General features: G+C 44.6%; 20 protein-coding genes. 13 read left to right on the plus strand and 7 right to left on the minus strand.

Annotation, left to right across the window (positions count from 1 at the left end; genetic code table 11):
• Window positions 1–26: 26 nt before the first annotated feature.
• The 8 genes from BM090_RS10920 (at window position 27) to BM090_RS10955 (ending at window position 8,039) form a co-directional block, all read left to right on the plus strand.
• On the plus strand, window positions 27–593 hold the full coding sequence (locus BM090_RS10920; RefSeq protein WP_245756717.1) for an NUDIX domain-containing protein: 567 nt from the start codon (window positions 27–29) through the stop codon (window positions 591–593).
• A 204-nt stretch (window positions 594–797) separates the two neighbouring features.
• Window positions 798–2,903, plus strand: coding sequence for a peptidylprolyl isomerase (locus BM090_RS10925; RefSeq protein ID WP_091512436.1), 2,106 nt, complete (start codon window positions 798–800; stop codon window positions 2,901–2,903).
• Window positions 2,904–3,009: 106 nt separating this feature from the next.
• A complete protein-coding gene (locus tag BM090_RS10930; RefSeq protein WP_091512439.1) occupies window positions 3,010–4,056 on the plus strand; it encodes a C40 family peptidase in 1,047 nt (348 codons plus the stop codon).
• Window positions 4,057–4,271: 215 nt separating this feature from the next.
• Entirely contained in the window at window positions 4,272–5,735 is a 1,464-nt protein-coding gene (locus BM090_RS10935) for a DUF349 domain-containing protein (protein WP_091512442.1), read from the plus strand.
• 246 nt (window positions 5,736–5,981) lie between these two features.
• On the plus strand, window positions 5,982–6,584 hold the full coding sequence (locus BM090_RS10940) for an RNA polymerase sigma factor (protein ID WP_091512446.1): 603 nt from the start codon (window positions 5,982–5,984) through the stop codon (window positions 6,582–6,584).
• Complete coding sequence (locus tag BM090_RS10945; RefSeq protein ID WP_091512449.1) at window positions 6,559–6,804, plus strand: hypothetical protein; 246 nt, start codon at window positions 6,559–6,561, stop codon at window positions 6,802–6,804. Before BM090_RS10940 ends, BM090_RS10945 begins: the two co-directional genes overlap by 26 nt.
• A gap of 142 nt (window positions 6,805–6,946) precedes the next feature.
• The gene (locus tag BM090_RS10950) at window positions 6,947–7,297 is read left to right on the plus strand and encodes a hypothetical protein (protein WP_091512453.1); all 351 of its coding nucleotides are present in this window, start codon (window positions 6,947–6,949) and stop codon (window positions 7,295–7,297) included.
• Window positions 7,278–8,039: an exodeoxyribonuclease III gene (locus BM090_RS10955; RefSeq protein ID WP_091512456.1), complete on the plus strand. Its 762-nt coding sequence runs from the start codon at window positions 7,278–7,280 to the stop codon at window positions 8,037–8,039. Before BM090_RS10950 ends, BM090_RS10955 begins: the two co-directional genes overlap by 20 nt.
• A 45-nt stretch (window positions 8,040–8,084) precedes the next feature.
• Here the strand turns inward: BM090_RS10955 and BM090_RS10960 are convergent, their stop codons facing one another.
• The 5 genes from BM090_RS10960 to rlmN all read right to left on the minus strand — a co-directional run bounded on the left by BM090_RS10960 (window position 8,085) and on the right by rlmN (window position 12,985).
• Window positions 8,085–9,071 carry an NAD-dependent epimerase/dehydratase family protein gene (locus BM090_RS10960; protein ID WP_091512459.1) on the minus strand — a complete coding sequence of 329 codons (987 nt, stop codon included), beginning with the start codon at window positions 9,069–9,071 and terminating at the stop codon, window positions 8,085–8,087.
• A 171-nt stretch (window positions 9,072–9,242) separates the two neighbouring features.
• Window positions 9,243–10,010 carry a YdcF family protein gene (locus BM090_RS10965; protein ID WP_091512462.1) on the minus strand — a complete coding sequence of 256 codons (768 nt, stop codon included), beginning with the start codon at window positions 10,008–10,010 and terminating at the stop codon, window positions 9,243–9,245.
• Window positions 10,011–10,014: 4 nt separating this feature from the next.
• The gene (nth, locus tag BM090_RS10970) at window positions 10,015–10,671 is read right to left on the minus strand and encodes an endonuclease III (protein ID WP_091512464.1); all 657 of its coding nucleotides are present in this window, start codon (window positions 10,669–10,671) and stop codon (window positions 10,015–10,017) included.
• A gap of 202 nt (window positions 10,672–10,873) precedes the next feature.
• Window positions 10,874–11,866 carry a tRNA (adenosine(37)-N6)-threonylcarbamoyltransferase complex transferase subunit TsaD gene (gene tsaD / locus BM090_RS10975; RefSeq protein ID WP_091512467.1) on the minus strand — a complete coding sequence of 331 codons (993 nt, stop codon included), beginning with the start codon at window positions 11,864–11,866 and terminating at the stop codon, window positions 10,874–10,876.
• Window positions 11,867–11,905: 39 nt separating this feature from the next.
• Window positions 11,906–12,985: a dual-specificity RNA methyltransferase RlmN gene (rlmN, locus tag BM090_RS10980; RefSeq protein WP_091512470.1), complete on the minus strand. Its 1,080-nt coding sequence runs from the start codon at window positions 12,983–12,985 to the stop codon at window positions 11,906–11,908.
• 127 nt (window positions 12,986–13,112) lie between these two features.
• Between rlmN and BM090_RS10985 the strand changes: the two genes are divergently transcribed.
• The 4 genes from BM090_RS10985 (at window position 13,113) to BM090_RS11005 (ending at window position 19,319) form a co-directional block, all read left to right on the plus strand.
• Window positions 13,113–14,093 carry a hypothetical protein gene (locus BM090_RS10985; RefSeq protein WP_091512473.1) on the plus strand — a complete coding sequence of 327 codons (981 nt, stop codon included), beginning with the start codon at window positions 13,113–13,115 and terminating at the stop codon, window positions 14,091–14,093.
• A 63-nt stretch (window positions 14,094–14,156) separates the two neighbouring features.
• Complete coding sequence (gene pyrF / locus BM090_RS10990; protein ID WP_091512476.1) at window positions 14,157–14,975, plus strand: orotidine-5'-phosphate decarboxylase; 819 nt, start codon at window positions 14,157–14,159, stop codon at window positions 14,973–14,975.
• A gap of 346 nt (window positions 14,976–15,321) precedes the next feature.
• Entirely contained in the window at window positions 15,322–19,080 is a 3,759-nt protein-coding gene (locus BM090_RS11000; RefSeq protein ID WP_177199911.1) for a sensor histidine kinase, read from the plus strand.
• 50 nt (window positions 19,081–19,130) lie between these two features.
• Window positions 19,131–19,319, plus strand: a complete 189-nt coding sequence (locus tag BM090_RS11005) for a hypothetical protein (protein ID WP_091512487.1) — start codon at window positions 19,131–19,133, stop codon at window positions 19,317–19,319.
• Between the two features lie 116 nt (window positions 19,320–19,435).
• Here the strand turns inward: BM090_RS11005 and BM090_RS11010 are convergent, their stop codons facing one another.
• Complete coding sequence (locus BM090_RS11010) at window positions 19,436–21,316, minus strand: T9SS type A sorting domain-containing protein (protein WP_091512490.1); 1,881 nt, start codon at window positions 21,314–21,316, stop codon at window positions 19,436–19,438.
• 75 nt (window positions 21,317–21,391) lie between these two features.
• Entirely contained in the window at window positions 21,392–22,459 is a 1,068-nt protein-coding gene (hemH, locus tag BM090_RS11015) for a ferrochelatase (protein WP_091512493.1), read from the minus strand.
• A gap of 197 nt (window positions 22,460–22,656) precedes the next feature.
• On the opposite strand from hemH, the gene thiL reads away from it, so the two are divergent.
• The gene (gene thiL / locus BM090_RS11020) at window positions 22,657–23,694 is read left to right on the plus strand and encodes a thiamine-phosphate kinase (protein ID WP_091512497.1); all 1,038 of its coding nucleotides are present in this window, start codon (window positions 22,657–22,659) and stop codon (window positions 23,692–23,694) included.
• The last annotated feature ends 156 nt before the right edge of the window (window positions 23,695–23,850 follow it).

Consider the following 23,850-nt stretch of genomic DNA (forward strand, 5'->3'; position numbering starts at 1 on the left):
AATACACAAAAAGTTACTACGGAGAAATGTCTAAAGGCTGCGCCAGTGGTAACAGTATCAAAGCCAAAGAGCAAATTTGTTTTGGCAAAAGATTCTATCCGATAATAATGGAGGCAGCTCTAAAAGTGGTGTATGGTGGCCGCACGCGTGTACGGGTTTGTGGGCTGTGTTTTTCGGCAGACGAAACCGAATTGCTGTTGATCGGGCATGAAGGCATTGCGACGGACGGACTTTGGTGGTCGCCTGCGGGTGGCGGTTTGGAGTTTGGCGAGTCGGCACACGAGGCCTTGACGCGTGAATTTGTGGAAGAAGTTGGTTTGCAAATAGAAGTCTTGGATTTACTTTTTGTAAATGAACACCTTGCCGACGGCCTGCACGCGGTGGAGCTTTTCTTTGAAGTAAAAATAATTGGCGGCCAGATTCGGGTAGGTTCTGACCCCGAAACACCGAAAAATATTATTTCGCAAGTGAAATTTATGTCGTTGGCGGAGCTGAAATCGTTGCCAGAAACGAATTATCACAACATTTTTTGGGAAATAAATACATTCAATGAGCTACGATTTTTGAAAAAATATCGTGTGATTAAAAAATAACATTGTTTTTTATATTTTCATTTAACACTCTGAAATAGAGTGTTTTATTTAGGTTTTGACTTTTTGTGTTGGATTAAATTATTTCAAAACCGCATAATCCGCTAAGAACTTTGCAACGCATAGCTTGTTTGTTTTGGATTTTCGGCTTAAAACCTATTATTTTGCGCCTCTTTAAAAAATTACGCAAATAAGTTATTCGGTATAATGGCATTAGTAAACAAAATTAGAGAAAAATCAGGATTGGCTGTTGGCGTTGTCGCAGTCGGCCTCATACTTTTCATTGTGGGAGGTGATATGTTCTTTGGGAACAACTCCATCTTTTTTGCAGACAAACAAAACGTTGGAGAAATAGGTGGTTCTACCGTCAAGCTCAAAGACTATCAAGCAGAAATTGAGGTTGCAGAAAGAGATTATACCCTTCAACAAAATAAAACGCCTACGGAAGCAGAACGCTCTCAGTTGCGCGAACAGGCTTGGAATCAGCTTATCCAAGCAAACGCTGTGGAAAAACACTACGAAGATGCGGGGATTATGGTCACAGAAGAAGAAGTAGTGGATATGGTGCAAGGTAATAATATTCACCCTGCGGTTCGTCAGGCTTTCGTAAATCCGCAAACGAATCAGTTTGACGTAACGCTGGTAAAACAATACCTCAAAAATTACGATAAATTACAACCGCTTGACCGTTTACGTTGGGATAACTTTGACGCTCGTTTGCCTCAAGACCGTATGCGTACCAAATACGAAGCTCTTTTCAAAAGCTCAAACTACGTGACTAAAGCCGAAGCGCAACGCGAGTATCAAGGCCAAGCCACAAAAGCAGAAGTTAAATTCTTGTATGTGCCTTTCTCAATGGTGGTGGATAGCACTATCAAAGTTTCTGACGAAGAGTTGAAAGCGTATTTGGATAAAAACAAAGAAAAATACAAAACACAATCTACTCGCACGCTTGAATACGTGCAGTTCCGTATAGAACCAAACGCAAAAGATAGCGCATTCTTCTTGAAAGAATTGGAAGAAACTAAAGCGCAATTTGCAGCCGCTACAAACGATACAGCTTTCGCAAAAGCAAAATCAGACGTTCCGAGCGTGTTGCGTAGCTATGCTATTAACGAATTGCCTGCTGAACTTTCGGCACAAGCTGGCGCAATCGTAACAGGTCAAGTATATGGTCCTTATGCAAATGGCGGTAGCTATGCACTTTACAAAGTGTTGAGTGTAAGCAACGAAGGTGCTTTTTCTGCTCGTGCAAGTCACATTTTGTTCGATACTCGCGGCAAATCTGATGAAGAGAAAAAAGCAGTGAAAGCAAAAGCAGAAGGTGTTTTGAAAGAAATTAAAGGCGGTGCTGATTTCGCAGAAAAAGCTCGTACACACGGCAGCGACGGTACAGCTCCACAAGGTGGCGATTTGGGTTGGTTCCCAGAAGGCCGCATGGTGCCAGCATTTGAAAAAGCGATTTTCTCGGCTACTAAAAAAGGCCTTACGCCAAACTTGGTAGAAACTGAATTTGGTTATCACATCGTAAAAATCACTGAGCCAAAAACAAATCAGAAATTCAAAGTTGTAACTATTCAACGCAACATCACGGCTGGCGACGAAACCAAAGACGAAATCTATGCACGTGCAAGCCAGTTCCGTGTAGAAATTACAAGTGCTGAAGCATTGGCCGAAGCTGTCAAAAAGACACCAACTTTGTCGAAAATGGTTGCTACTGTACAACCAACTTCTTACAACGTGAATGACATTCAAGATGCTCGCGGCCTTGTTCGTTGGGCTTTCAATGATGCAAAAGTGGGTGATGCTGCCGACTTGCAAGAGTTTACAGACCGTTATGTAGTAGCTGTTCTTACCAAATCTCAAGAAGAAGGTACTGCTTCTCTTGACGAAGTTCGTGATGTGATTACGGCTGAAGTTCGTAAGCAGAAAAAAGCAGAACAAATCATTGCCAAACTTAGTGGTAATGGTAGCTTGGAAGATTTGGCAAAACAATACCCTGGTGCTATTGTAAACACTGCTCCTGACGTTACGATGTCTGGTGCTTCTATCGCTGAAGTTGGTTACGACCCTGCGGCGGTTGGTCGTGCTTTTGGTTTGAAAAAAGACGGTGACCGTACTAAACCATTTGCTGGCGAAAGCGGTGTAGTTATTTTGACTCGCGTGAAAGTTACAGCAGCTCCAGAAATTGCGGACTACAATATGTACAAGTCGCAAATTGAGCAAAGAGTAAATGGTCGCGTTTCTTATTCGTTGTTTGAGGCTGTGAAAGACCTCGCAAAAATTAAAGACGAACGCATCAAGTTTTTCTAAGAGAAATTAACGCTTTTTATACTAAAAAAAGCCTTTCCTTCAAAAAGAAAGGCTTTTTTTGTAGCCAAATAGTTCTTAAAAGTTTATATCATATTGTGGCAATCCTATGAGTTTGTTTACAGATATTATCTCGGATATTAAAAATACCTACGCGCCAGATTCGCGTACGGCTCTTTTTGACATTAATGTTTATTTAGAAAATTCGGTGTTGGTGCTACGTGGCTGCACGAATCTGCCCGAAGCCTATCGCGAGTTTTTTTATAGAATACATACGGGCTATCCCGCTTTATATTTCAATGAAGTGGAATTGTTGCCCGACTTGCCCGCGCAGCAATATGCGGGAGCTTTAATAAATGTTTCGGTGGCTAATTTGCGTACGCAGCCGAAGCATAGTGCCGAATTGGCTTCGCAAGCCTTGCAAGGAACTTTTGTCAAGGTTTGGCAACACGAAAAGGGTTGGTGGCGTGTGCAAACCCCAGACGACTACATCGCGTGGGTGGAAGAAGATTCTATTACTTTGCTGAAAGATACGGACTTGGAGCGTTGGCTCGAAGTGCCCAAAGTAATTGTTTTGCCTGAATATTCGTGGGCGTTGGAGTTGCCGCAGTGGGGTAGCAATCGGGTAGGGGACATAGTACGAGGCAATGTTTTTGAGCTAATCGAACAAAATGCGAACTATTGGCGTATAGCTTATCCATCTGGTTATCAGGCTTATATATTGCCGCAGGAAGCTCAATTGTTCCAGCAATGGCAAAATTCTGTAACAAAGCCAATTGCCGCAAATATCATTGCAGAGGCGTTTCGATACAAAGGTTTGCCGTATTTGTGGGGTGGTACTTCGCCGAAGGCCATAGATTGCAGCGGCTTTACCAAAATTGTTTTTGGAATGAATGGGGTAAAGCTGATGCGCGATGCCTCGCAGCAAATAATGCAAGGCACTGAAGTGAAAGTAAATGATTTGCAGCCTGCCGATTTGTTGTTTTTTAGCGATCGCCCCGATAAGCGTGCCACACACGTAGCGATTTACATGGGAGACTGGAAATATATCCATGCGGCAGGTCGTGTAAAAGTAAATAGCCTTGACGAGCAAGCCCCTGATTTTGATGCTTTTAGATTAAATACGTTTATTGGGGCACGTAGAATTCTGAGTTAGCTGTGAAGAAGAACTAAAATACAGTGTTATAAAAAAAATGCTCAGAACGATAACAAAATCTTACTTTTCATTTGCTTTTTACTGAATTTTCCTCATGTTTATTTAGAATTTTTTTTAACTTTGGCCAAACCATGCTGTATGCTAAGGTTATCAATTCGAACCCAAGAAGGGTAGAATAGTAAATTTGTGTTATTTTTGATTATCATTAAAAAACAATGGGAACTACATCACAAGCGGGCAAATCCAATGATTTTGGATTTGTACGAGATGGTAAAGTGTATTTGAACGCCTTCCTACACTTACCTGAAAGACAAATAGGCGAGGTGAAAGAGACCGAAGAGGCTGCCTTAGCGTATTTCGTAAACAGATTTAGCATCATCGAAAACAAAGTAAACGCTTTGATTGAGAATATTGAAACTGCTCAAAACAAGGGTTCTTACTTGATGAAGCTAATCCACTTGCGCCAACAAATGGAGAAATTTGATGCGTTGGGAGATTTCCCTACGCTCTTTGTTCGTTTGGACGAGGCGGAAACTACACTTCAGAATCTTATTGTTCAGAATCGCCAAAAGAATTTGGAGATTAAGCAGGCTTTGATTGCAGAAACAGAGGCACTCGGCAACGATGGCGACTGGAAGGGTGTTTCTGAAAAATTAAAAGAAATCAAATCGAAATGGCTCAAAACTGGCGCAGTAGCCAAAGAGCAAGAAGAAGAAATAGAACAACGCTTTACCGATGTACTAAACGCTTTCTTTGATAAACGTAAAGTTTATTTTGATGAAAGAGCAAGGCTTATCGAAGAGCGTGTTAAAAAATATGAAGAACTTATTGCGGGTATCGAGCCACACGCACGTATGGACGCGCATATCGGCAAAGCTGTAAGAGCTGTAAGAGCTTTGCAGGAAGAATGGAAAACGGTTGGGCCTGTGCCTAAAGAGCAATTTGAGCCACTTTGGGCAAAATTTGGCCGTTTCAAAAAAGATATTTTCCGTAACCTGAAAATTGCTAAACGCAAACGCGAAGAAGCAACAGGTATTTTGGGTGGAGGAAGCTATCGCTCTGATGGTAATAGCGGAGGCAGCAGACCACCGCGTCCGTATAACCCAGACGGAGGCCAACAACGAAGTAGCGGCGGTTATCAACAACGCTCTTCGGCACCGCGCCAACCTATACAGCCACCACGTCCAGTATTGCCAGCCGAATATCAAGCTATTTTTGACCAAAAAATGGAGCTTATCAACGAGGCAGAAGCTCTTTTGGGGATAGATTTGCGTACGGCTGTGGAGAAAGCAAAAGCGTTGCAGTTCAGATGGCGCAATACGGGTATTTTGCCTGCTCCGTTCAAAAATGAAACAAACGAACGTTTCTTGACAGCTACAGACCGCGTTCAGGAACTGAACAACGTACAAAAAGCAGCCTTTGAGCGTAGTCATTTCATTAAAAGCAAGCCGCTTAGAGAGCAGTTGTCTATCAAAATATCGGTAGTACAAGATTTGATTAAGAAAGATGAAGCTGAATATAACGCGAACATTCGTGTGTTTGAAGCTTTGTCTTTGGAAGAAAAAGCGTTGCCGCCAAACAAGGCTTTGTACGCGAAAATCAGCAACTTACGTCGCAAACTTCGTATCAAATACGAAATGTTGGCAGACATGGAAAAGCAATTGTCTAATAATCCATAATTGAGCAAGCACAAAAATTGCTTTTGGATTTCTTTACATAAAAACAATGTTTATTGGGCGAACGGTAATTTAGCCTAATAAACATTGTTTTTTATTGATAAATGGCAAATATTTTTAAAGCAAATGTAGTAGGCGGTATTGTTTTTCTCGAAACCGTTTCTTACCTTTGTAATGAATCATAAAAATAAACTATCCCCCCTGCATACTATGGTATAAAGCTCTACGTTAATCAAATGTAAACGTACAATGAAAAAAGTTGAGCTTCGTGATGACGCAACGCTCCTGAACCTTTATAAAAATGGTAATGAGGAGGCTTTTGTCCAATTGGTAACTCGTCATAAATCAAGGATATACACAACTATCTACTTGATTGTGAAAGATAGATACATTGCAGAAGATTTGTTGCAGGAAACATTTATCAAAGTAGTAGATGTCGTAAAGCAGAATCGCTATAACGAGGAGGGGAAATTTTTGCCTTGGGTGCTACGCATTGCACACAATATGGCAATTGATTATTTCCGCAAAGAAAAACGTTACCCAAGCATCGTGCTTGAAGATGGTAGTAATCTTTGGGACGGTATTGGGTTCGATGAGGACTCTGCCGAAGATCTGCACATTAAGAGAGATACCAAAAATCATCTGAGACAACTGATCAATCGTTTGCCCGAAGCACAACGCGAAGTGCTTATACTACGTCATTTCGTAGGCATGAGCTTTCAAGAAATTGCTGAGGAGACAGGCGTTAGTATCAATACTGCCCTTGGCCGTATGCGATACGCGCTGATTAATCTGCGCAAGTATATGCAACAAAATAGTATTAGGTATGACCAAAACATTTACTCAGGATGATATTCTAAGGCTCGTTTATAACGAAACTTCAGCCGAAGAAACTACTCTATTAAAGGCCGCCATGGCCGAAAATGACGAGCTTCGCCAATTCTATGAAGAGGCTGTGCAGCTCCAAAATGAGTGTAAACAAATTAGTTATGAACCACGACCGTCGGTTCTTGACAAGATTTTTAGCTACTCCCGCAATTACAATAATAGCCAAGTAGCTACAACTTTATAACAAGTTATTTTTGTCTAAAAGGTTGTTTCGCACATTTCATTGTCTATCCCAAACAGGCAATGAAATGTGCTTTTTTGTTTTTCAAGAACCAACGCGTAGGTTTGCGGGTTCTTTGCTTGTTTCAATTTAACTCAAAATCCAGATGTTACATACCGACGATATAGACCAAGACTGGGGACGTGTCGAGCATTATATCCGACAACTCACAGGCAAAAAGCCCGATTTGAATGCCGCTTTGTTCCTGATTGGCGTGCAGGAGCTTGGTAAAGGTGCTTTGCATTTTTCCAAAGAACAAAAACAAGACCTCATGCATATTGGCACTTGTGTTGTGTTGGAACGTTCGGGCTATTACCAATTTGAAGGCCACGACAAGGACGGTTGGCCGCATTGGGTCGCACTCAAAAAAACGCCATTACTCACGCTGGCCGAACAAGAGAAATTTTTGAAAATCCATATAATAGATTACTTCCGCCATGAAATTGGTAACTTATAACGTAAATGGCATACGCGCCGCCATTACCAAAGGTTTTTGGGATTGGCTCGCCGCCGTCAGTCCTGATATTATTTGTTTGCAAGAAATAAAAGCAACGCCCGAACAGTTCGACACTAATGTTTTGGCGGAAATGGGCTATGAGGCTTATTTTTTCCCTGCCGAAAAGAAAGGTTACAGCGGCGTGGCTATTTTTACAAAAATTCCTGCCAAAAATGTAGAATATGGTTGTGGAATGGCGCGTTATGATGCTGAAGGCCGTGTATTACGCGTTGATTTTGAGGATTTTTCGGTAATGAGTGTGTATATGCCTTCGGGGTCGAGTGGGGAAGAGCGTCAGCAATTTAAGTTTGAATGGCTCAACGATTTTTTGCCTTATGCCCAGCAACTTGCCCAACAATATCCGAACTTGATTATTAGCGGCGATTATAATATTTGCCATAAAGCCATAGACATTCATAACCCCAAATCCAACGCTAATTCGTCGGGTTTTTTGCCAGAAGAACGCGCTTGGTTTGATGCTTTTTTGGAGAAAGGCTTTGTGGATACGTTTCGGGTTTTTAATCAAGAACCGCATCATTACACTTGGTGGAGCTACCGGGCAGGCGCACGCGCCAAAAATTTGGGTTGGCGAATTGATTATAACATTGCGACGGTAGCCATGACCGACCGCCTAAAACGCAGTGTTATTTTGCCAGAAGCCAAACATTCCGACCATTGTCCCGTACTATTAGAATTTGAATAAAAGAAAAGGCGTTGAGAAATTTAGTGTCTCAACGCCTTTTTATTTTTATTTTACCGAGACAGAGGCGATAGTATCTACTCGTAATTTTTCACGTAAATTTTTGAGCATATCGGCGGTCATGGCTTCCAAATCGTAGCTTGGTTTCCAGCCCCAATCTTGGCGTGCTGCCGTGTCGTCGATGCTATTTGGCCACGAATCAGCGATTTGTTGGCGGAAATCAGGCGCGTAGCTAATCGTAAACGACGGAATATGTTGACGGATACTCTCGGCCACTTGCGTAGGCGTAAAGCTCATGGCCGTAAGATTGTAGCTCGAACGGATTTTTACTTTGTCGCTGTCGGCGTGCATCAAATCCAACGTTGCTTTGATGGCGTCGGGCATATACATCATCGGCAAAGACGTGTCTTCGCGCAAGAAACAGTCGTAATGACCAGCCTGAATGGCTTTGTAATAAATATCTACGGCGTAGTCGGTAGTGCCGCCGCCTGGAGGCGTTTTGTAGCTAATCAGGCCAGGATAACGCAGGCTTCTGATGTCCACATTGAATTTTTGGAAATAATATTCAGAAAGTCTCTCGTCCACGAGTTTGGTAATGCCGTAAATCGTGTTGGGGTCCATCACCGTAAACTGCGGTGTGTCGTTGGTTGGTGTGTGTGGGCCAAACACAGCGATTGAACTTGGGCAATAAATTTTCTTTACAAAATCACGGCTTTTGGCTACGTCAAGCACGTTCATTAGCCCATCAATATTGAGCTTCCAAGCAAAGGCAGGATTGCGCTCGGCATTGGCCGAAAGAATCGCGGCCAAATGATAAATTTGGGTGAATTGGTGTTTGTCCACGAGTGCGAAAAATGCTTCGCGGTCAAGAATATCTAACTGTGCAAATGGGCCACTTACGAGAAGTTCGGCACTGGGTGGCACTACATCGGTGGCTAACACTTGGGCATCGCTATAAACTTGGCGTAATGCAAGCGTTAGTTCAGAGCCTAACTGTCCGCAAGCTCCGATTACTAAAACTTTTTCCTTTTGCATAAGAACAGTGCTTTGATTTGGTATATTGGTATTTTGGTGAAATAATATTCTGTTGGTAGTTTTTAATTACTCTTAATTCAGAATAAATATACAGCAAAAATAACAAGAATATACATTCGGAGGAATAGCCCTGTAATTTATTCCGTGTATTTTGAGCAGAATATTTTTGCGTTAGCAATAGCCCACGATTTTGTAAGTGAGATAGCCCGTTATTTCGTGGATAATAGTGTGCCATTTGCCTAAGGCATTTTCCGAAGGCGCAAGCCACGCATCAGGTGTAAAACGGCGCGGAATGGCGCGAATATCTGCCGAAAATGGCGTAAAATTGACCCCAACTTTCCGAAAACAACCTTCCGAACGCCTCATGTGAAATGCCGACGTTACGAGCAAATATTTTTGATTGGGGAATTTGTTTTGTAGGATTTTAGCAGAAAAAAGCGCGTTTTCGCGCGTGTTGCGGGAAAGCGTGTCTAAAGTAATAACGCTGTCAGGCACAAGGCAAGTTTGCGTGAGCAATTCGCGTAAGCGCAGGGCTTCGGCTTCGTGCGCTACGAGGCTACCCGAACCGCCCGAAATCAGGATATGGCGCACGCGCCCCTGACGATACAGCCAAACCGTGTGCATGATGCGGTCGGCGGCCTGCGTGAGGTGTACGCGGTCTTTGGGTTCGGCGATGGGGTTAGCCATGCCCGTAAGCACTACGGCCACATCATAATTGCCGCGTAGTTCTGTGAGTGGTGTGGCTGGGCGTTCCCACCAAAGCAACATTTCATTGACCAAAAATTCATTTGTAAAAATAAACAACAAAGCTAACCACCAGTAACATAGTTTTTTACGGGTAGTTTGTCGTGGTGTAAATACCGCCCAAAGGCCAATGCCCACCAACCAAACGGCTGGCATGATGGCGTAATACAAGATTTTGGATAAAATGAAAAACATGGTTTTAGGCTTGTGTTTTTTTCTGTTGTTGTTCGTAGAAATGACAAAACGAAGTCAGCGGACAAACCTCGCATTTGGGTTTGCGTGCCAAGCAAATGTATCGGCCATGCAAAATGAGCCAATGATGCCCAACGGCTACATATTGTTCGGGCAAATGCTTGACCAATTGTTTTTCTACTTCCAATGGCGTGTCGGCAGTTTGGGTTACGAGGCCGAGCCGATGCGAAACCCTAAAAACGTGCGTATCAACGGCCATTGCTGCCTGTCCGAACACCACCGAAACAATCACATTGGCAGTTTTGCGACCAACACCAGGCAGTTTTTGCAACGCTTCGAGCGTGTCGGGCACTTGGCCGCCAAAGTCTTCTACCAACATTTTGGCCATGCCCAACAGGTGTTTGGTTTTGTTGTTGGGGTAAGAAATGCTTTTGATGTAAGGAAAAAGTTCATCGTAGTTGCTGGCGGCAAGGTCTTGCGCCGTCGGGAATCGCTCAAAAATGGCGGGAGTGGTGAGATTTACGCGTTTGTCGGTGCATTGCGCACTCAAAATCACGGCGACAAGCAACTGATACGGATTTTCGTAATGAAGTTCTGTTTCGGCTTGCGGCTGATGCACCGAAAAGTAAGCAATAAGTTTTTCGTATCGTTCCGAGCGTTTCATTTTCTGTCTGGGCAAATTTTTGTGACTGATTGATTTGCTAAAGTATCGGGTTTATTGGTAGAATAAAAATAGCGTCAGGCAATTGAGCCAACAAATCCAATGGCATTTCTCTGAATTTTATTTCCAACAAAAAAACCGACAAGCTGACGGCATAACGTCAATTTATCGGTTAGAGAAAAATTTTATTGATAAACTAATTGATTTATAGCGTCATGCGAGGCATTGGGCTGGCATTTTGCCCAACTGTTTTATTTTCTTGATACAAGAAATGTGCAGTCATGGCAATCATGGCGGCGTTGTCGGTGCAATACTCAAAACGTGGAACATAAATATTCCAGTGTCGTTTTTCGGCTTCGGCTGTCAGGGCGTTGCGCAGGCCGCTGTTCGCCGACACGCCACCCGCAATGGCCACTTCCGTAATACCTGTTTCGCGCACGGCTTTGCGCAGCTTACGCATCAAGATTTCCACCAACGTATATTGTACCGAAGCGCAAATATCATTTCTATTTTCGGCGATAAATTCCGCACTTTTATCTTTCAGAAAATACATAAACGCTGTTTTGATGCCGCTAAACGAAAAATCAAGGTGCTGCATTTCTACCACAGGAAAAGCAAAGGCCTTCGGATTTCCGTCTTTGGCATAGCGGTCTATCAGCGGGCCACCGGGGTAAGGCAGGCCGATGAGTTTGGCGGTTTTGTCGAAGGCTTCCCCGACGGCATCGTCTTGGGTTTCGCCCAGAATTTTGATGTCGGAAGGCGCGTTTACTTGCACGATTTGCGTATGTCCGCCCGAAACCGTAAGGCACAAAAATGGAAACTTAGGGCGCGGCTCTTCGATAAAATGCGACAAAATATGCGCTTGGATATGATTGACACCCAACAGCGGAATATTCAGCCCCAACGCCAACGATTTGGCAAACGAACTCCCCACCAATAAAGCACCCAACAGCCCCGGCCCTTGTGTAAAAGCCACCGCCGAAAGTTGTTGTTTGCTGATGCCCGCCACGCGCAAGGCTTCGGCCACCACAGGCACTACATTTTGTTGGTGCGCTCGTGAGGCAAGCTCAGGTACTACGCCGCCGTATTGGGTGTGTACGGCTTGTGTGGCCGTGATGTTGGAAAGAAGTTGGCCGTCGGCTATCACAGCGGCGGACGTTTCGTCGCAAGACGATTCGATGGCTAAAATAATGGGCATTTACTAACGTGAATGGGTTTTTGCTTAAAAATCAAGAATTTAGGAAGCTGTCGTAGCCGTATCTGCTGTGTTTTTTTCTTTTCCAGCCAACTGTCCGCAAGCAGCATCAATGTCTTTGCCTCTGCTTCGGCGCACGTTCACAATTACGCCTCTGTCTTCCAAATACCGACGGAATTTTTCCAAAGAATCTTCGTCCGTATTCACAAAATTGGCTTCCGAAATCGGGTTGTATTCAATGATATTTACCTTGCAAGGCGTGTGCTTCGTGAACTCGTGGAGCTTGCGGGCATCTTCCAGCGTATCATTAAAATTATAGAAAAGAATATATTCGTAAGTAACGCGGCTATGCGTCTTCTTGTAAAAATATTGCAATGCTTCTTTGAGTGCTTCCAGCGAATTGGATTCGTTGATGGGCATAATTTGGTTGCGCTTCACGTCGTCGGCAGCGTGTAGCGACAGTGCCAAATTGAATTTCACCTCATCATCACCTAATTTTTTAATCATTTTTGCCACGCCTGCGGTGGAAACCGTAATGCGTTTGGGAGCCATATTCAGGCCTTCGGGCGAAGTGATGTAGCGCACCGATTCCAACACAGCGGTATAATTGAGCAAAGGTTCGCCCATGCCCATATACACGATGTTGGTCAGCGGCGTTTGGTACAGTTCTTCGGCCTGATTGCGGATCAGTACGACTTGGTCATAAATTTCTGCGCCGTCAAGATTGCGTTTTCTGTCCATATAGCCCGTCGCGCAGAACTTGCACGTAAGCGAACAACCCACCTGCGAAGACACGCAAGCCGTCATGCGGTCGTCGGCGGGAATGAGTACGCCTTCCACCAAATGCCCGTCGTGCAGACGAAACGCCGACTTAACGGTTTTGTCTGCGCTTACTTGCCTTTTGGATACGGTTACGCCCCTGATACTGAAGTGTTCGGCAAGCAATTGGCGTGTTTTGAGCGACAAATTAGTCATGGCCTCAAAATCCTGTACCGACTTTTGCCAAAGCCATTCATAAATCTGTTTGGCACGGAAAGCCTTCTCGCCGTGTGTGGTCAGAAACGTTTTTATCTCTTCAAGGCTGGCCTTGCGTATATCTTTCTTGGTTGTAGTCTCCATCATGCCGCAAAGATACAGAAAGCCAATGCCTGCCCCAAATTTTTGTTATTGCCGTGTGCGTTTAGCTATATTTGCAACTTAAATAAAAACGAAAGCATTTATTTAACTCATAACTAACTCCTTACTTGCGATGAAAAATAAAAATATAATTATTGGCTTTTTGGCTGTAATCATACTCGGCGGCTTGGCGTATTTGGCATGGAACAAAAGCAACAAGACCAGCACGGTAGAGGATTGGAATGCTGATTTTGCCGTGCGCGATACGGCTTCTATTACCAAAATCTTTATTTCGGAGAAATCAGGCAAAACTTTTACAATAAAAAGGCAAGCTAATAGCTCCTTATGGACAATTAACGATTCTATTTTGGCGCAACCTGGCAATATATCTCTGTTGCTCAAAACGATTCGTTCTGTAAAAATGCGCCGCCCTTTGGCGAAGGCCGAACGCCCTGTAGTGATAAAAGAGATGGCCTCAAGGCATAAAAAAGTAGAAATTTATTCAAACGAAAAACTACTAAAAACGTATTATGTGGGGGGCGAGCCAGGCGATTTGGTGGGTTCTTACTTTTTGTTAGAAGGCTCTGAAACGCCATATGTAGCTTATGTGCCGAGTTTTAACGGCTTTATTAGTATTCATTACAGAGTAGAATTCCCAGATTGGCGTTATAGTGGTTTGTTTACCAGCACGCCCCGTAGTTTGCAAAAAATTTCGGTGCAGTATCCACAAAGCCCAAAGGATAATTTTACGATTTTATCCAAAGGCAATCATTTTGAGCTGATGGGGGTGAGTCAGCCACTAGACTCCGCCAAATTTTATAATTATTTGTCTTTGTACAGAGCCGCGCACGTAGAAGCCTATTGGCCAGATTTTACCCCACACAAACGAGATTCTGTTTATAACTTGCCTAAGTATGCCATTATTTCGGTAGAAGATATTGACAAAGCCAAATCGCATACCGTCGAACTTTCGCTACCATTTCAAGAAGGTGCGGCTTTCTTGGGCTTGCTCGACGACAAAAAAGAGATTGTTACGTTACAGTATCGAGTGGCTACACCTCTGCTTGTTTCTAAATCTTATTTCCTCAAAAATCAGCCTGCCATTTCCAAATAACTTATACAAACGCCTCCGATAAGGAGCGCGTTTTTTTATTTTTTCCCAAAACAAAAATTTGCCATGAATCGCCAGCAACTTGCCGAACAAATCCGAAAGAAACAGTCTTATTTGTGTGTGGGCTTGGACACGGACATCACCAAAATCCCTGCGCATTTGCTTTCCGAACCCAATCCCGTACTCACTTTCAACCGTGCCATTATGGAGGCTACCGCAGATTTGTGTGTGGCTTACAAACCCAACACGGCTTTTTATGAGTCGCTGGGAAGTGAAGGTTGGCAGACGCTGGAACAGACGTTGGCCGCCGTGCCACAAGACATCCTCACCATTGCCGATGCCAAACGCGGCGATATTGGCAACACGTCGGCCATGTACGCACGCGCTTTTTTTGAGCAAATGAATGTAGATGCCGTAACGGTTGCTCCGTATATGGGTGCGGACTCTGTAAAACCTTTTTTGGGTTTTCGGGACAAATGGGCTATTGTGCTGGCACTGACTTCTAATGCGGGAAGCGCGGATTTTCAAACGCTAAATTTAGAAAAAGAACAAACGCGTCTTTACGAAACCGTGATTCAGAAATGTATGTTGTGGGCAAGTGCCGACGAACTGATGTTTGTGGTTGGCGCGACACAAGCCGCCCAAATTGCGCATATTCGTAGCCTCGCGCCTGATTATTTCTTTTTGGTGCCAGGCGTGGGCGCACAAGGTGGCGATTTGGAAGAAGTTTCGCGTTTGGGTTTTAACCAATCAGTCGGTTTGTTGGTTAATGCCTCGCGCAGTATTTTGTATGCGTCTTCTGGCAAGGATTTTGCGGAAAAAGCGCGTGCGGAAGCCAAACGTTTACAGCAGCAAATGCAGGATTGTTTGGAAAAATATTTGTAGCTTGGCACAAAGGCGCAATCATTTTTCAGACAACAATCAATACGCAAGAGATAGGCCGAAAGGCCATCTCTTTTTTTGTGGGAAATAAGAAGGGTAGGGGGATAATGGCTTCAGGATCGTTCATGTTCTTGTACAATCAAAAAGGAATGAATAATAAAGTAAATTATAGTATGATACTTGCAACGAACAATTAGCCTTTTGTAATGAACAATTTGTTATTTGTTTCGATAAATCGACAAGATAGTTAGTATAATATGCTCCTTATGTTGGGTATCCGTATGATATGAGTTGTCAGATAAGGGTTAATAAATGGTTTTTGTATAAAACATTTGATAAACAATACATTATGTTTTTTGCTTTTTGGGGTAAAATAAGAGATACGTGCGCTCATGCGTGGGTTTGGTTGAGTTTGGCAGTGTTGTTGGCGGCGGTGGCGTGGGGTGTGCAGTGGCAACACGACCGCATTTCGGCGCAGCAGCGACAAGCGCATTTTTGGGAAAGCTCCACTGCCAGACTGCATGGCGAATTGCAAACAATGGAAGAACACGCCGCCTCTATTTTGGGGCATTTGCAAAACGACTCGGTTTTTAACTTTCAAAATCTGCTCGAACACGGCCATTATCCTGTTTCTATTTTTCGTAACGGACAACTTTTGTTTTGGTCGGCTTCGCGCATTCAGCCCGATTATAGCGTATTGGCGGGGCATTATGCGTATAAATTGCTCAATGCCCAAGATGCGCAATGTATTGTAGCCCGACATTTTTTTGTGTCGGGGGTGCGCCACGACACCATCGAACTGTTTACGTTGCTGCCGCTTTACACCAAATTTCCCGTAGAAAATAATTACCTAAAACCCACTTGGAATTTTACGCCCTTCAATGGCTTGGAAATCTCCGCGACAGCTTCGCCGCGCCGCCACGAAAATTATTTTACGGCCAAAGGCCAATTTTTGTTTTCCGTGCCACTGCCTTCGGATTTTCCGCCTGCTTCTGATGTCCGCGCAAAGGCTTTGTATGTGTATTTGTGGTTTGGAGCGATACTCTTGGCAACGGTAGCGTGTTGGATTGAGGCCAAAAAGTGGGCGCGTCGCGTGCGCATCGAAATTGGCTTGGGGTTGTTGGTTTCGTATTTGGTGGCTTTGCGTTGGGTGATGCTGGAGCTTAATTTCCCCATGGATTTTGCGGACATGGACTTGTTCAACCCGCGTTATTATGCTTCTTCGCGGCTTACGCCTTCGCTGGGCGACTTGCTTCTGAACTTGTTGTCTGTCTGCATCATCGTTATTTATTTGTTGCGCTACGCGTTGGTTTCGCAGGCCTACAAAGCCTTGTGTGCGTGGCGTTGGCAGGCGCGTTGGGTGGTGGCCGCTGTGTTGGTAAGTGCGAGTTATTGGGTGTTGTATTTGGCTTTCCAGACGCTCCGAACGCTGTATTTTGATGCGCAATGGTCACTGGACATCACTTCTGGCGGCATTACGTTTCCTTTCCTCAAAATCATGTCGCTGGTCGTATTTATTTTGCTTTCGGTGGCGTTTTTCTTTCTAAATCACCTGTTAGCGCATACTTTTTTGCGCATTACGCGCCTGAAAACTGCCGCTGCGTGGGCAACGATGGCGGCGGGAATGCTACTTTATTTGTTTTCGACGGTCATTTTTGGGGTAAAATTTGCGTGGCTGCTCGTGCCGCTCAACGCCGTGTACTGGGTGCTGATGTACTGGATTCGTTTTCCCAAATACCTCACCCGACCTGTTTACCAAACTTATTTGTATATTTTTTCGGCTACGGTGGTGGTGGCCGCCATTGGTGGTTATTCGCTTTTTGATTTCAAACAACAAGAAAACCTTCAAAATCGCCGCAAAATGGCCGAACAACTCGTAGGCAGCACCGACGCACTGGCCGAATACCTTTTGCAAGACATTATGTTGCGTGTGCAAGCCGACGAATTTATACAAACTCGCATGGCTTCTTTTGGCAATAAAAATTTGATTGTCAGGAAAATAAAGCGTGCTTATATCGAAAATTATTTTGATAAATACGATTTGCAAGTAAGCATTTTTGCCGCCGACGGTCGCAATTATAGCAGCTCCGACAACTTCCAGACGCTTGCGCAATGGCAGCAACAGTACGAACAACAAGACTTTAGCACCGAACACGAAAACGTGTATTTCTTGCGCCACCCCGACGCGAATACGCTCACCGAATACACTTGCTTAATTCCGATTCATAGCACTTTGCCCGACGCGCCAGTGCTGGGACATATCGTTTTGGATTTGCGGCAGCGCAAAGGCTACGCGTCCAATGTGTATCCAGAATTGCTTCTCGACCAAAAAATTACGCCTGTATTTCAGCCGCGCGGTTATAGTTATGCCGTGTACGATGGCCCGAAAATGCAATTGGCTTTTGGGGAATTTGATTACCAAAAAGAATGGAATACGGCTTTGTTTCAGGACTCGGCACTGTACGCCGACGGCCTCAAAGTGGCGCATTGGCAACATTTGGCCATGCACGGCGACGGTAATACGACCGTTGTGGTTAGTGCGCCGTCTTATCCGTTCAAAAACTTGTTCAGTAACTTTTCATTTTTGTTTTTGATTCTGATTTTCGGAACTATCATTCTGACTATCATTTATTTGTCGTATCAAAGAATCGTAAGAGGCAAGCCGCTCACGTTGGCCGCCACCATTCAATTGTATCTTAACGGTGCCTTTTTTGTCCCAATGGCAGCGGTGAGTTTCTTTACCTTAAGTATCATTAGTAGCGGTTATCGGCACGATTTGGAACGCGTACTTATGAACCGCACCGACGCGGTGGCCAACAACCTCGCGCCGTATCTGGAAAAGTACGCCATGCAACAAATTTCGTACGAAGAATTTGACGAGACTTTGCGCCAAATGGCCACTTATACGGGGCTGGATATCAATTTATTTGATGAAAAAGGGCGACTCATTTTGTCGAGCCAACCCGCCATTTACGAAAAAGAATTGTTGTCGGAACGCATCAATCCTTGGGCGATAGTCGAAATTGACGAACGCAAACGCAACGCCATTTTGCAAAAAGAATCCGTTGGTTTGTTCAATTACAGTTCCGTGTACGAGGGCGTACGCGCCACCCAAACGGGCGAGTTGTTGGGCTTTGTCAGTATTCCGTTTTTTGATTCTTCCAACGAACTTAACAAGCAGGTAGCTAGTGTGTTGGATACGATAATCAATATTTTTACGATTATCTTTATGTTGTTCTTGCTGCTTTCTTATTACGCCTCGCATCGTTTGCTTGTTCCGCTCAAAATCATTACGCAGCGTTTGCATCGCACGAGTTTGTTAGACGAAAATGAGCCGTTGTATTGGCCGCGCCACGACGAAATTGGGCTGTTGGTCAGTGAGTATAACAAAATGCTTCGCAATTTGGCAGAAAGTAAAATTGCACTGTCGCGGAGCGAAAAAGAGTCGGCGTGGCGCGAAATGGCGCAGCAAGTGGCGCACGAAATCAAAAATCCGCTTACGCCCATGAAACTCACGTTGCAATACTTACAAAACGCTATGCAAAACGGCCATCCGAATGTAGAAGCCATTACCCAAAAAGCCACCAATACGCTTTTGGTGCAAGTGGAAAACCTGAACGACATTGCTACTTCGTTTTCGGCTTTTGCCAAAATGCCAACGCCGCGCATGGAGCGTTTTGATGTGGCGCAAACGCTGCGGCAAACGGTGGCTTTGTACCAGTCCAACGACAACACCGAAATACACATGGATATTCCCGCCGCTTCCGTGTATGTGTTGGCCGATGAAAAACTGATGAGCCGAATTTTTACAAATCTGATTATCAATGCGATACAAGCCGTACCGCAAAGCCGAACGCCGCAAATTGGCGTGCGTTTGCACACGGAAGACGGCCAAGTTAAAATCAGTGTTTCTGACAATGGCAGCGGCATTCCGTCCGAGATTCAGCACAAAGTTTTTATTCCAAATTTTAGTACCAAATACGCAGGTTCGGGAATCGGCTTGGCCGTAGCCAAACGCGGCATCGAGCACGCAGGCGGAAAAATTTGGTTTGAAACCGCCGAAGACGAAGGCACTACGTTTTTTATTGACCTGAAAATCAGTGAGTAAAAATGGCTTGCAAATGTTTTATCTTTGCCAAATAATCAGGTCTTACACGCATGAGCAAAGAATCGCAATACGGCTATAATCGCTACTTAGATTATTTGCATCTGAAAGCCAGTGAAGCTCTTTCGCTAAAAGTAGAGGCAGAAGAAAAAGTGCGAAAAGATGAGAATCATAAAAAAGCCATTGAAATTGCTACAAAAATGATTTTGGCGGGTTTTTCTGACGATACAATTGCCAACTGACAGATTTGAAAACGGAGCAAGTAAAACAACTACGAGCTGCAAAAGAATAGTTTTCTTCCAAACAATAAAGGCCGCTAAAACATAGCGGCCTTTTCTTTCTATAAAAAATCAGCTATTTAATCTCTCACAAATTTACGAATGGCCGTGCCTTTGGCCGTGCTAATGTGCAGCACGTACACGCCTTGCGGCAAGTCGGCTACCGAAAGTTGCAGGTTTGTGGCGGCATTTTCGGCGGTTTGCTCGGCTACTTTTTGACCTAATTGATTGAATACAATTACACTTTCTAAAGCTGTGCCGTCTTCATCGGAACTAATATGTATGCTCGTATGGCTCGGAACGGGATAAACACTTACAGGCAACTGATTGTTAATGCGGGATTTGGTCGATGAAATTACGGGCTTTTCGTGGCCAAAAATCGCGCGAATCATAATGTTATTTTGGGCGGAGTTGTACGTGAACCAAGAACCGTTGGTATTGGTGTAAAACTGCCCTGTGTTTTGGTGGTTAATGTCCACGCCCATCAGCACTTTGGCACTGCTGCCCACAAGCGTTCCATTTTCCCAACCAATATAAATTTCTCCGTTTACTAAACGTTTTGTATAGCTTGTGTCGCGCAGGTCGAATACCACAAAATCATTGTATGAGCTTGACGAAAAATCCACCACTTTTGCCCCAAAATTCAGTTTTACAACGTCTGCCGTCGCGCCATTTACGCCGCTGAGTGCTGTCCAGATGCGCGGTTTGATGGTCGTGGAACTTACCGTAGTGCTTTTGGGTAAATACACGGCAATGGCCGTCAGGGTATCGAGTTGGGCAATGTTAAAACGCCAAGCCACTCTTGCCGCGTTGCCTGTAATGGTGGCCTGCATTTCGGGCGTTTCGTCGGAGAAGCTATAATAATTTTTGAGTGTGGTGGTGGCGCGCATCGTGTCATTGTCAGGGAAAATATTAGAATCCGTGTTGGGAGCAATGGCAAACAAATGTGTGAGTATCGTCGAATCCGCAAAAGACGTAAGTGTAATGTTACTTTTGTTTACGGTGAGTTTGCGTGGTTCTAAATTGGGCATGGCTGGCGCGGTGCTGCCGTCTATGCTGCTGGTTGGCACGGCTACAAGCGTTTGAACGGGGTCTTTCACCAAAAAATCTACCGCAAAAGCCGTCATGCTGGATTTAAAGTTTTTCAAAACAGTGGTTACCGTATCGCTCAAAGCGTCTGCCGTGAAATGCTCGTGCGGCATGGCCGTATAATTTTTGAGCAAAGTGCTTGGTGCCCGACAAAGTGCCAAATCCGAGTAAGTGGTATCGGTGGCGGCGCGTTCGGCATTCAGATACACATAATCTATTTGCCACATATCAAAATTGCCATTGCGGCGGCCATTGGCCAAAAATCTGAATTGGAAATTATCAAACAAAAAAGAATCCACAGGAATTTGTAGCATTTCTTGCTTAAAAACGCCTGTATTAACTGGCGGAATTTTCTTCCAACGTGTACGCCATTTGCCGTTTACGGTTTTAAATTGCAAAACCATCGAGTCGGCTGGCAAACTTGGTTCAAAGGTTGGCGAAACGCCGCCTGCTTCCCAGAAAAAGCTCAAATACACGCTATTGGCAAGGCTTGGGTCGATGCCCGAAAGGTCTATTGGCTGCGAAATAAGCGAATCTATTGGGCCAATGGCCGTTGTGGCTGGGTCGTAAGGCGTGCCATCGGCTTTGATGCCGTCAAAGCTGGCCGCGTTGATGCTGGGTGGGTTCAGACAAAAATCGTTACTGGAAATTACGCCGCCTTTGGGCAACCAGTACGCTGTGTTAGGCTGGCCTGTTGCCTGCGAAAAATCATCGAAAAAAGGGAGTGTTACGGTGTTGGTTGTGCGGGCGTTGGCCTTGCTGCTTTGCGTAGAATATACGGGTTTATAACTTTCTAAAGGCTCAAAAGTAACTTGTGCTTGCGCTGCCGCCACAGCCCAACACGACAATATAAAAGTGATAATTTTTTTCATGGTTGAAACGTTCCGTAAGCATTAAAGACCTGCAAAATAACAAACTTCTATGTTTACGGAACGTTTCTTTACAAATTAAATTGTCGGTTGTGCGGCAACTGGCTTGTTTTCGTATTGAAAAACAATGCTTTTGAGCGTTTCCACCCAAAGCGGCTGTACGTTCAGGCTTTCCACCAAACGCCAATGTTCGCCGCCTCTGTGTTCAAAAACTTCGCGATATTCTTCCCCAACCTCGATGGTTGTTTCCAAACAGTCGGCCACGAAAGACGGCGAAAACGCCAACACGCTTTTTATGTTTTTGTCGCGGAGCTGATGAATCACATCTTCCGTATAAGGCTGAATCCAAGGATCTTTGCCCAAACGCGACTGAAACGAAACCGTATAATTTTCGGGAGCAATGCCCAGTTTTTCGGCTAAAAATCTTGAGGTTGCAAAACATTGTGCTCTGTAACAAAGCTTATTTTTGGCGTGCAACGTATCGCAGCAACCATTTGTAAGACATTTTCCGCCCGACATATCGCCTTTGTGAATTTGTCTTTCGGGCAAGCCGTGATATGTGAAAAGATAATGTTCGTAGTTGTATTCGGCTTTGTAGCGGCGACCCAACTCGGCGAAAGCCTCTACAAACAACGGATTTTCAAAAAAACTACTCACCAACTTCAGGTCTGGAATTATTTGCCATTGGCCAATAAGCTGCATTACTTTTTCGTGCACCGAACCCGACGTAGCCGACGCGTATTGCGGAAATAGAGGCACGACGATTATTTGCTCCAAACCTTTGTCTTTCAGCTTGCTAAGTGCCTGCTCAATGCTAGGACTCTGGTATCTCATGCCCATACTCACGATGTATTCATCGCCCAAAGCCGCCTGCAAAAGCACTTCTAAATCTTGGCTATAAAATTTAAGTGGCGAGCCGCGTTCTTCCCATACTTTTTGGTAAATTTTTGCGGATTTTGGGGCACGAAACGGCGCAATAATGAAATTCACCAACGCAAAACGCGCCATAAATGGAATATCGATGACACGTGCGTCCATCAGAAATTCGCGTAAATATTTGCGCACGTCGGGCGTATTGGGGCTGTCGGGTGTACCCAAATTTACTATCAAAACGCCCGTTTTGGGCTGATTGGTTGTTTTTGTCATAAAAAAATCGCTCTGAATAAGGCTTCAATTTTCAGATAACAAAAGTAACAGAAAATTGTTGGCATTGATTTTCTTAGAGAAACAGGGTTGGTATTTTATTTCGTAACTTTGCCCCACCAAACGAGCGATATTACAGCTAAAAGAAATTACCTGTAAGTCAGTTTGTGGTTTACATTTCCAATAAAAAATCCATCACCTTGCAACAACCAACACGAACAGAACTCGCCGCATTGGGAGAGTTTGGCCTAATAGACCGCATAAAGCAGCACGTTAAAATTGAAAATAAATCTACGGTGCGAGGCATCGGCGACGATGCCGCCGTTATCAACCCCGACGGATTGCAAACCGTCATTTCTTCAGACTTGTTTGCCGAAGGCATTCACTTCGATTTGAGTTATACGCCCCTCAAACATTTGGGTTATAAGGCCGTGGCGGCCAATGTCTCGGACATTGCGGCCATGAACGCCACGCCAACACAAATTTTGGTCAATATCGCCGTAAGCAATCGCTTTTCGGTGGAAGCCATCGACGAGCTGTACGAAGGCATTGCCTTAGCGTGCGAAAATTACAAAGTAGATTTGGTTGGCGGCGATACGGCTTCTTCGCGTTCTGGACTGGTCATTTCTATTACGGCGGTAGGCTTGGCCAAACCCGAACAAATCGTTTACCGCAACACGGCCAAAGAAGGCGAAGTGATTTGTGTGTCGGGCGATTTGGGGGCGGCTTATATGGGCTTACAGGTGCTCGCCCGCGAAAAGCAGGAGTTTACGGCCAATCCCGAAATGCAACCGCAACTTTCCGAAAAGGACTATATTTTGCGCCGACAACTTAAGCCCGAAGCCCGCACGGACATCATGTATGAGTTGCGCGAATTGGACATATTGCCTACGGCGATGATTGATGTTTCCGATGGTTTGGCGTCCGAAATCATGCACTTGTGCAAGCAATCGGGCATTGGGGCTTTGATTCTGGAAGACGAACTTCCGATTGATAATCTTACGGCCTTGACGGCTTCTGAGTTTGGCGTTTTGCCTGTTACCTGCGCCCTCAACGGCGGCGAAGACTACGAGTTATTGTTTACGCTTACGCAAGCAGACTACGAAAAAGTACGTCATCATCCAGACATTACGGCCATTGGCATTACCAAAAAAGCCCAAGACGGCATTTATTTAATGAGTAAAGGCGGCAATCCGTATCCGCTCAAAGCGCAAGGTTGGCAGCATTTTCAAGCATAAACTCACTAAAAGAGACGCAATGATTTGCGTCTCTTTTTTATCATTCTTTCTTCTCCTCCCCTCTGGGGTGGGGTCAGGGGTGGGGTTTTGTTGGGGTGGGTTTTCATTTACCCCAACAAAAAAGCCTCAAACATAGACGCTTGAGGCTTTTTGTGC

Origin of the sequence: Flexibacter flexilis DSM 6793, from assembly GCF_900112255.1 — a bacterium.
Classification (GTDB): domain Bacteria; phylum Bacteroidota; class Bacteroidia; order Cytophagales; family Flexibacteraceae; genus Flexibacter; species Flexibacter flexilis.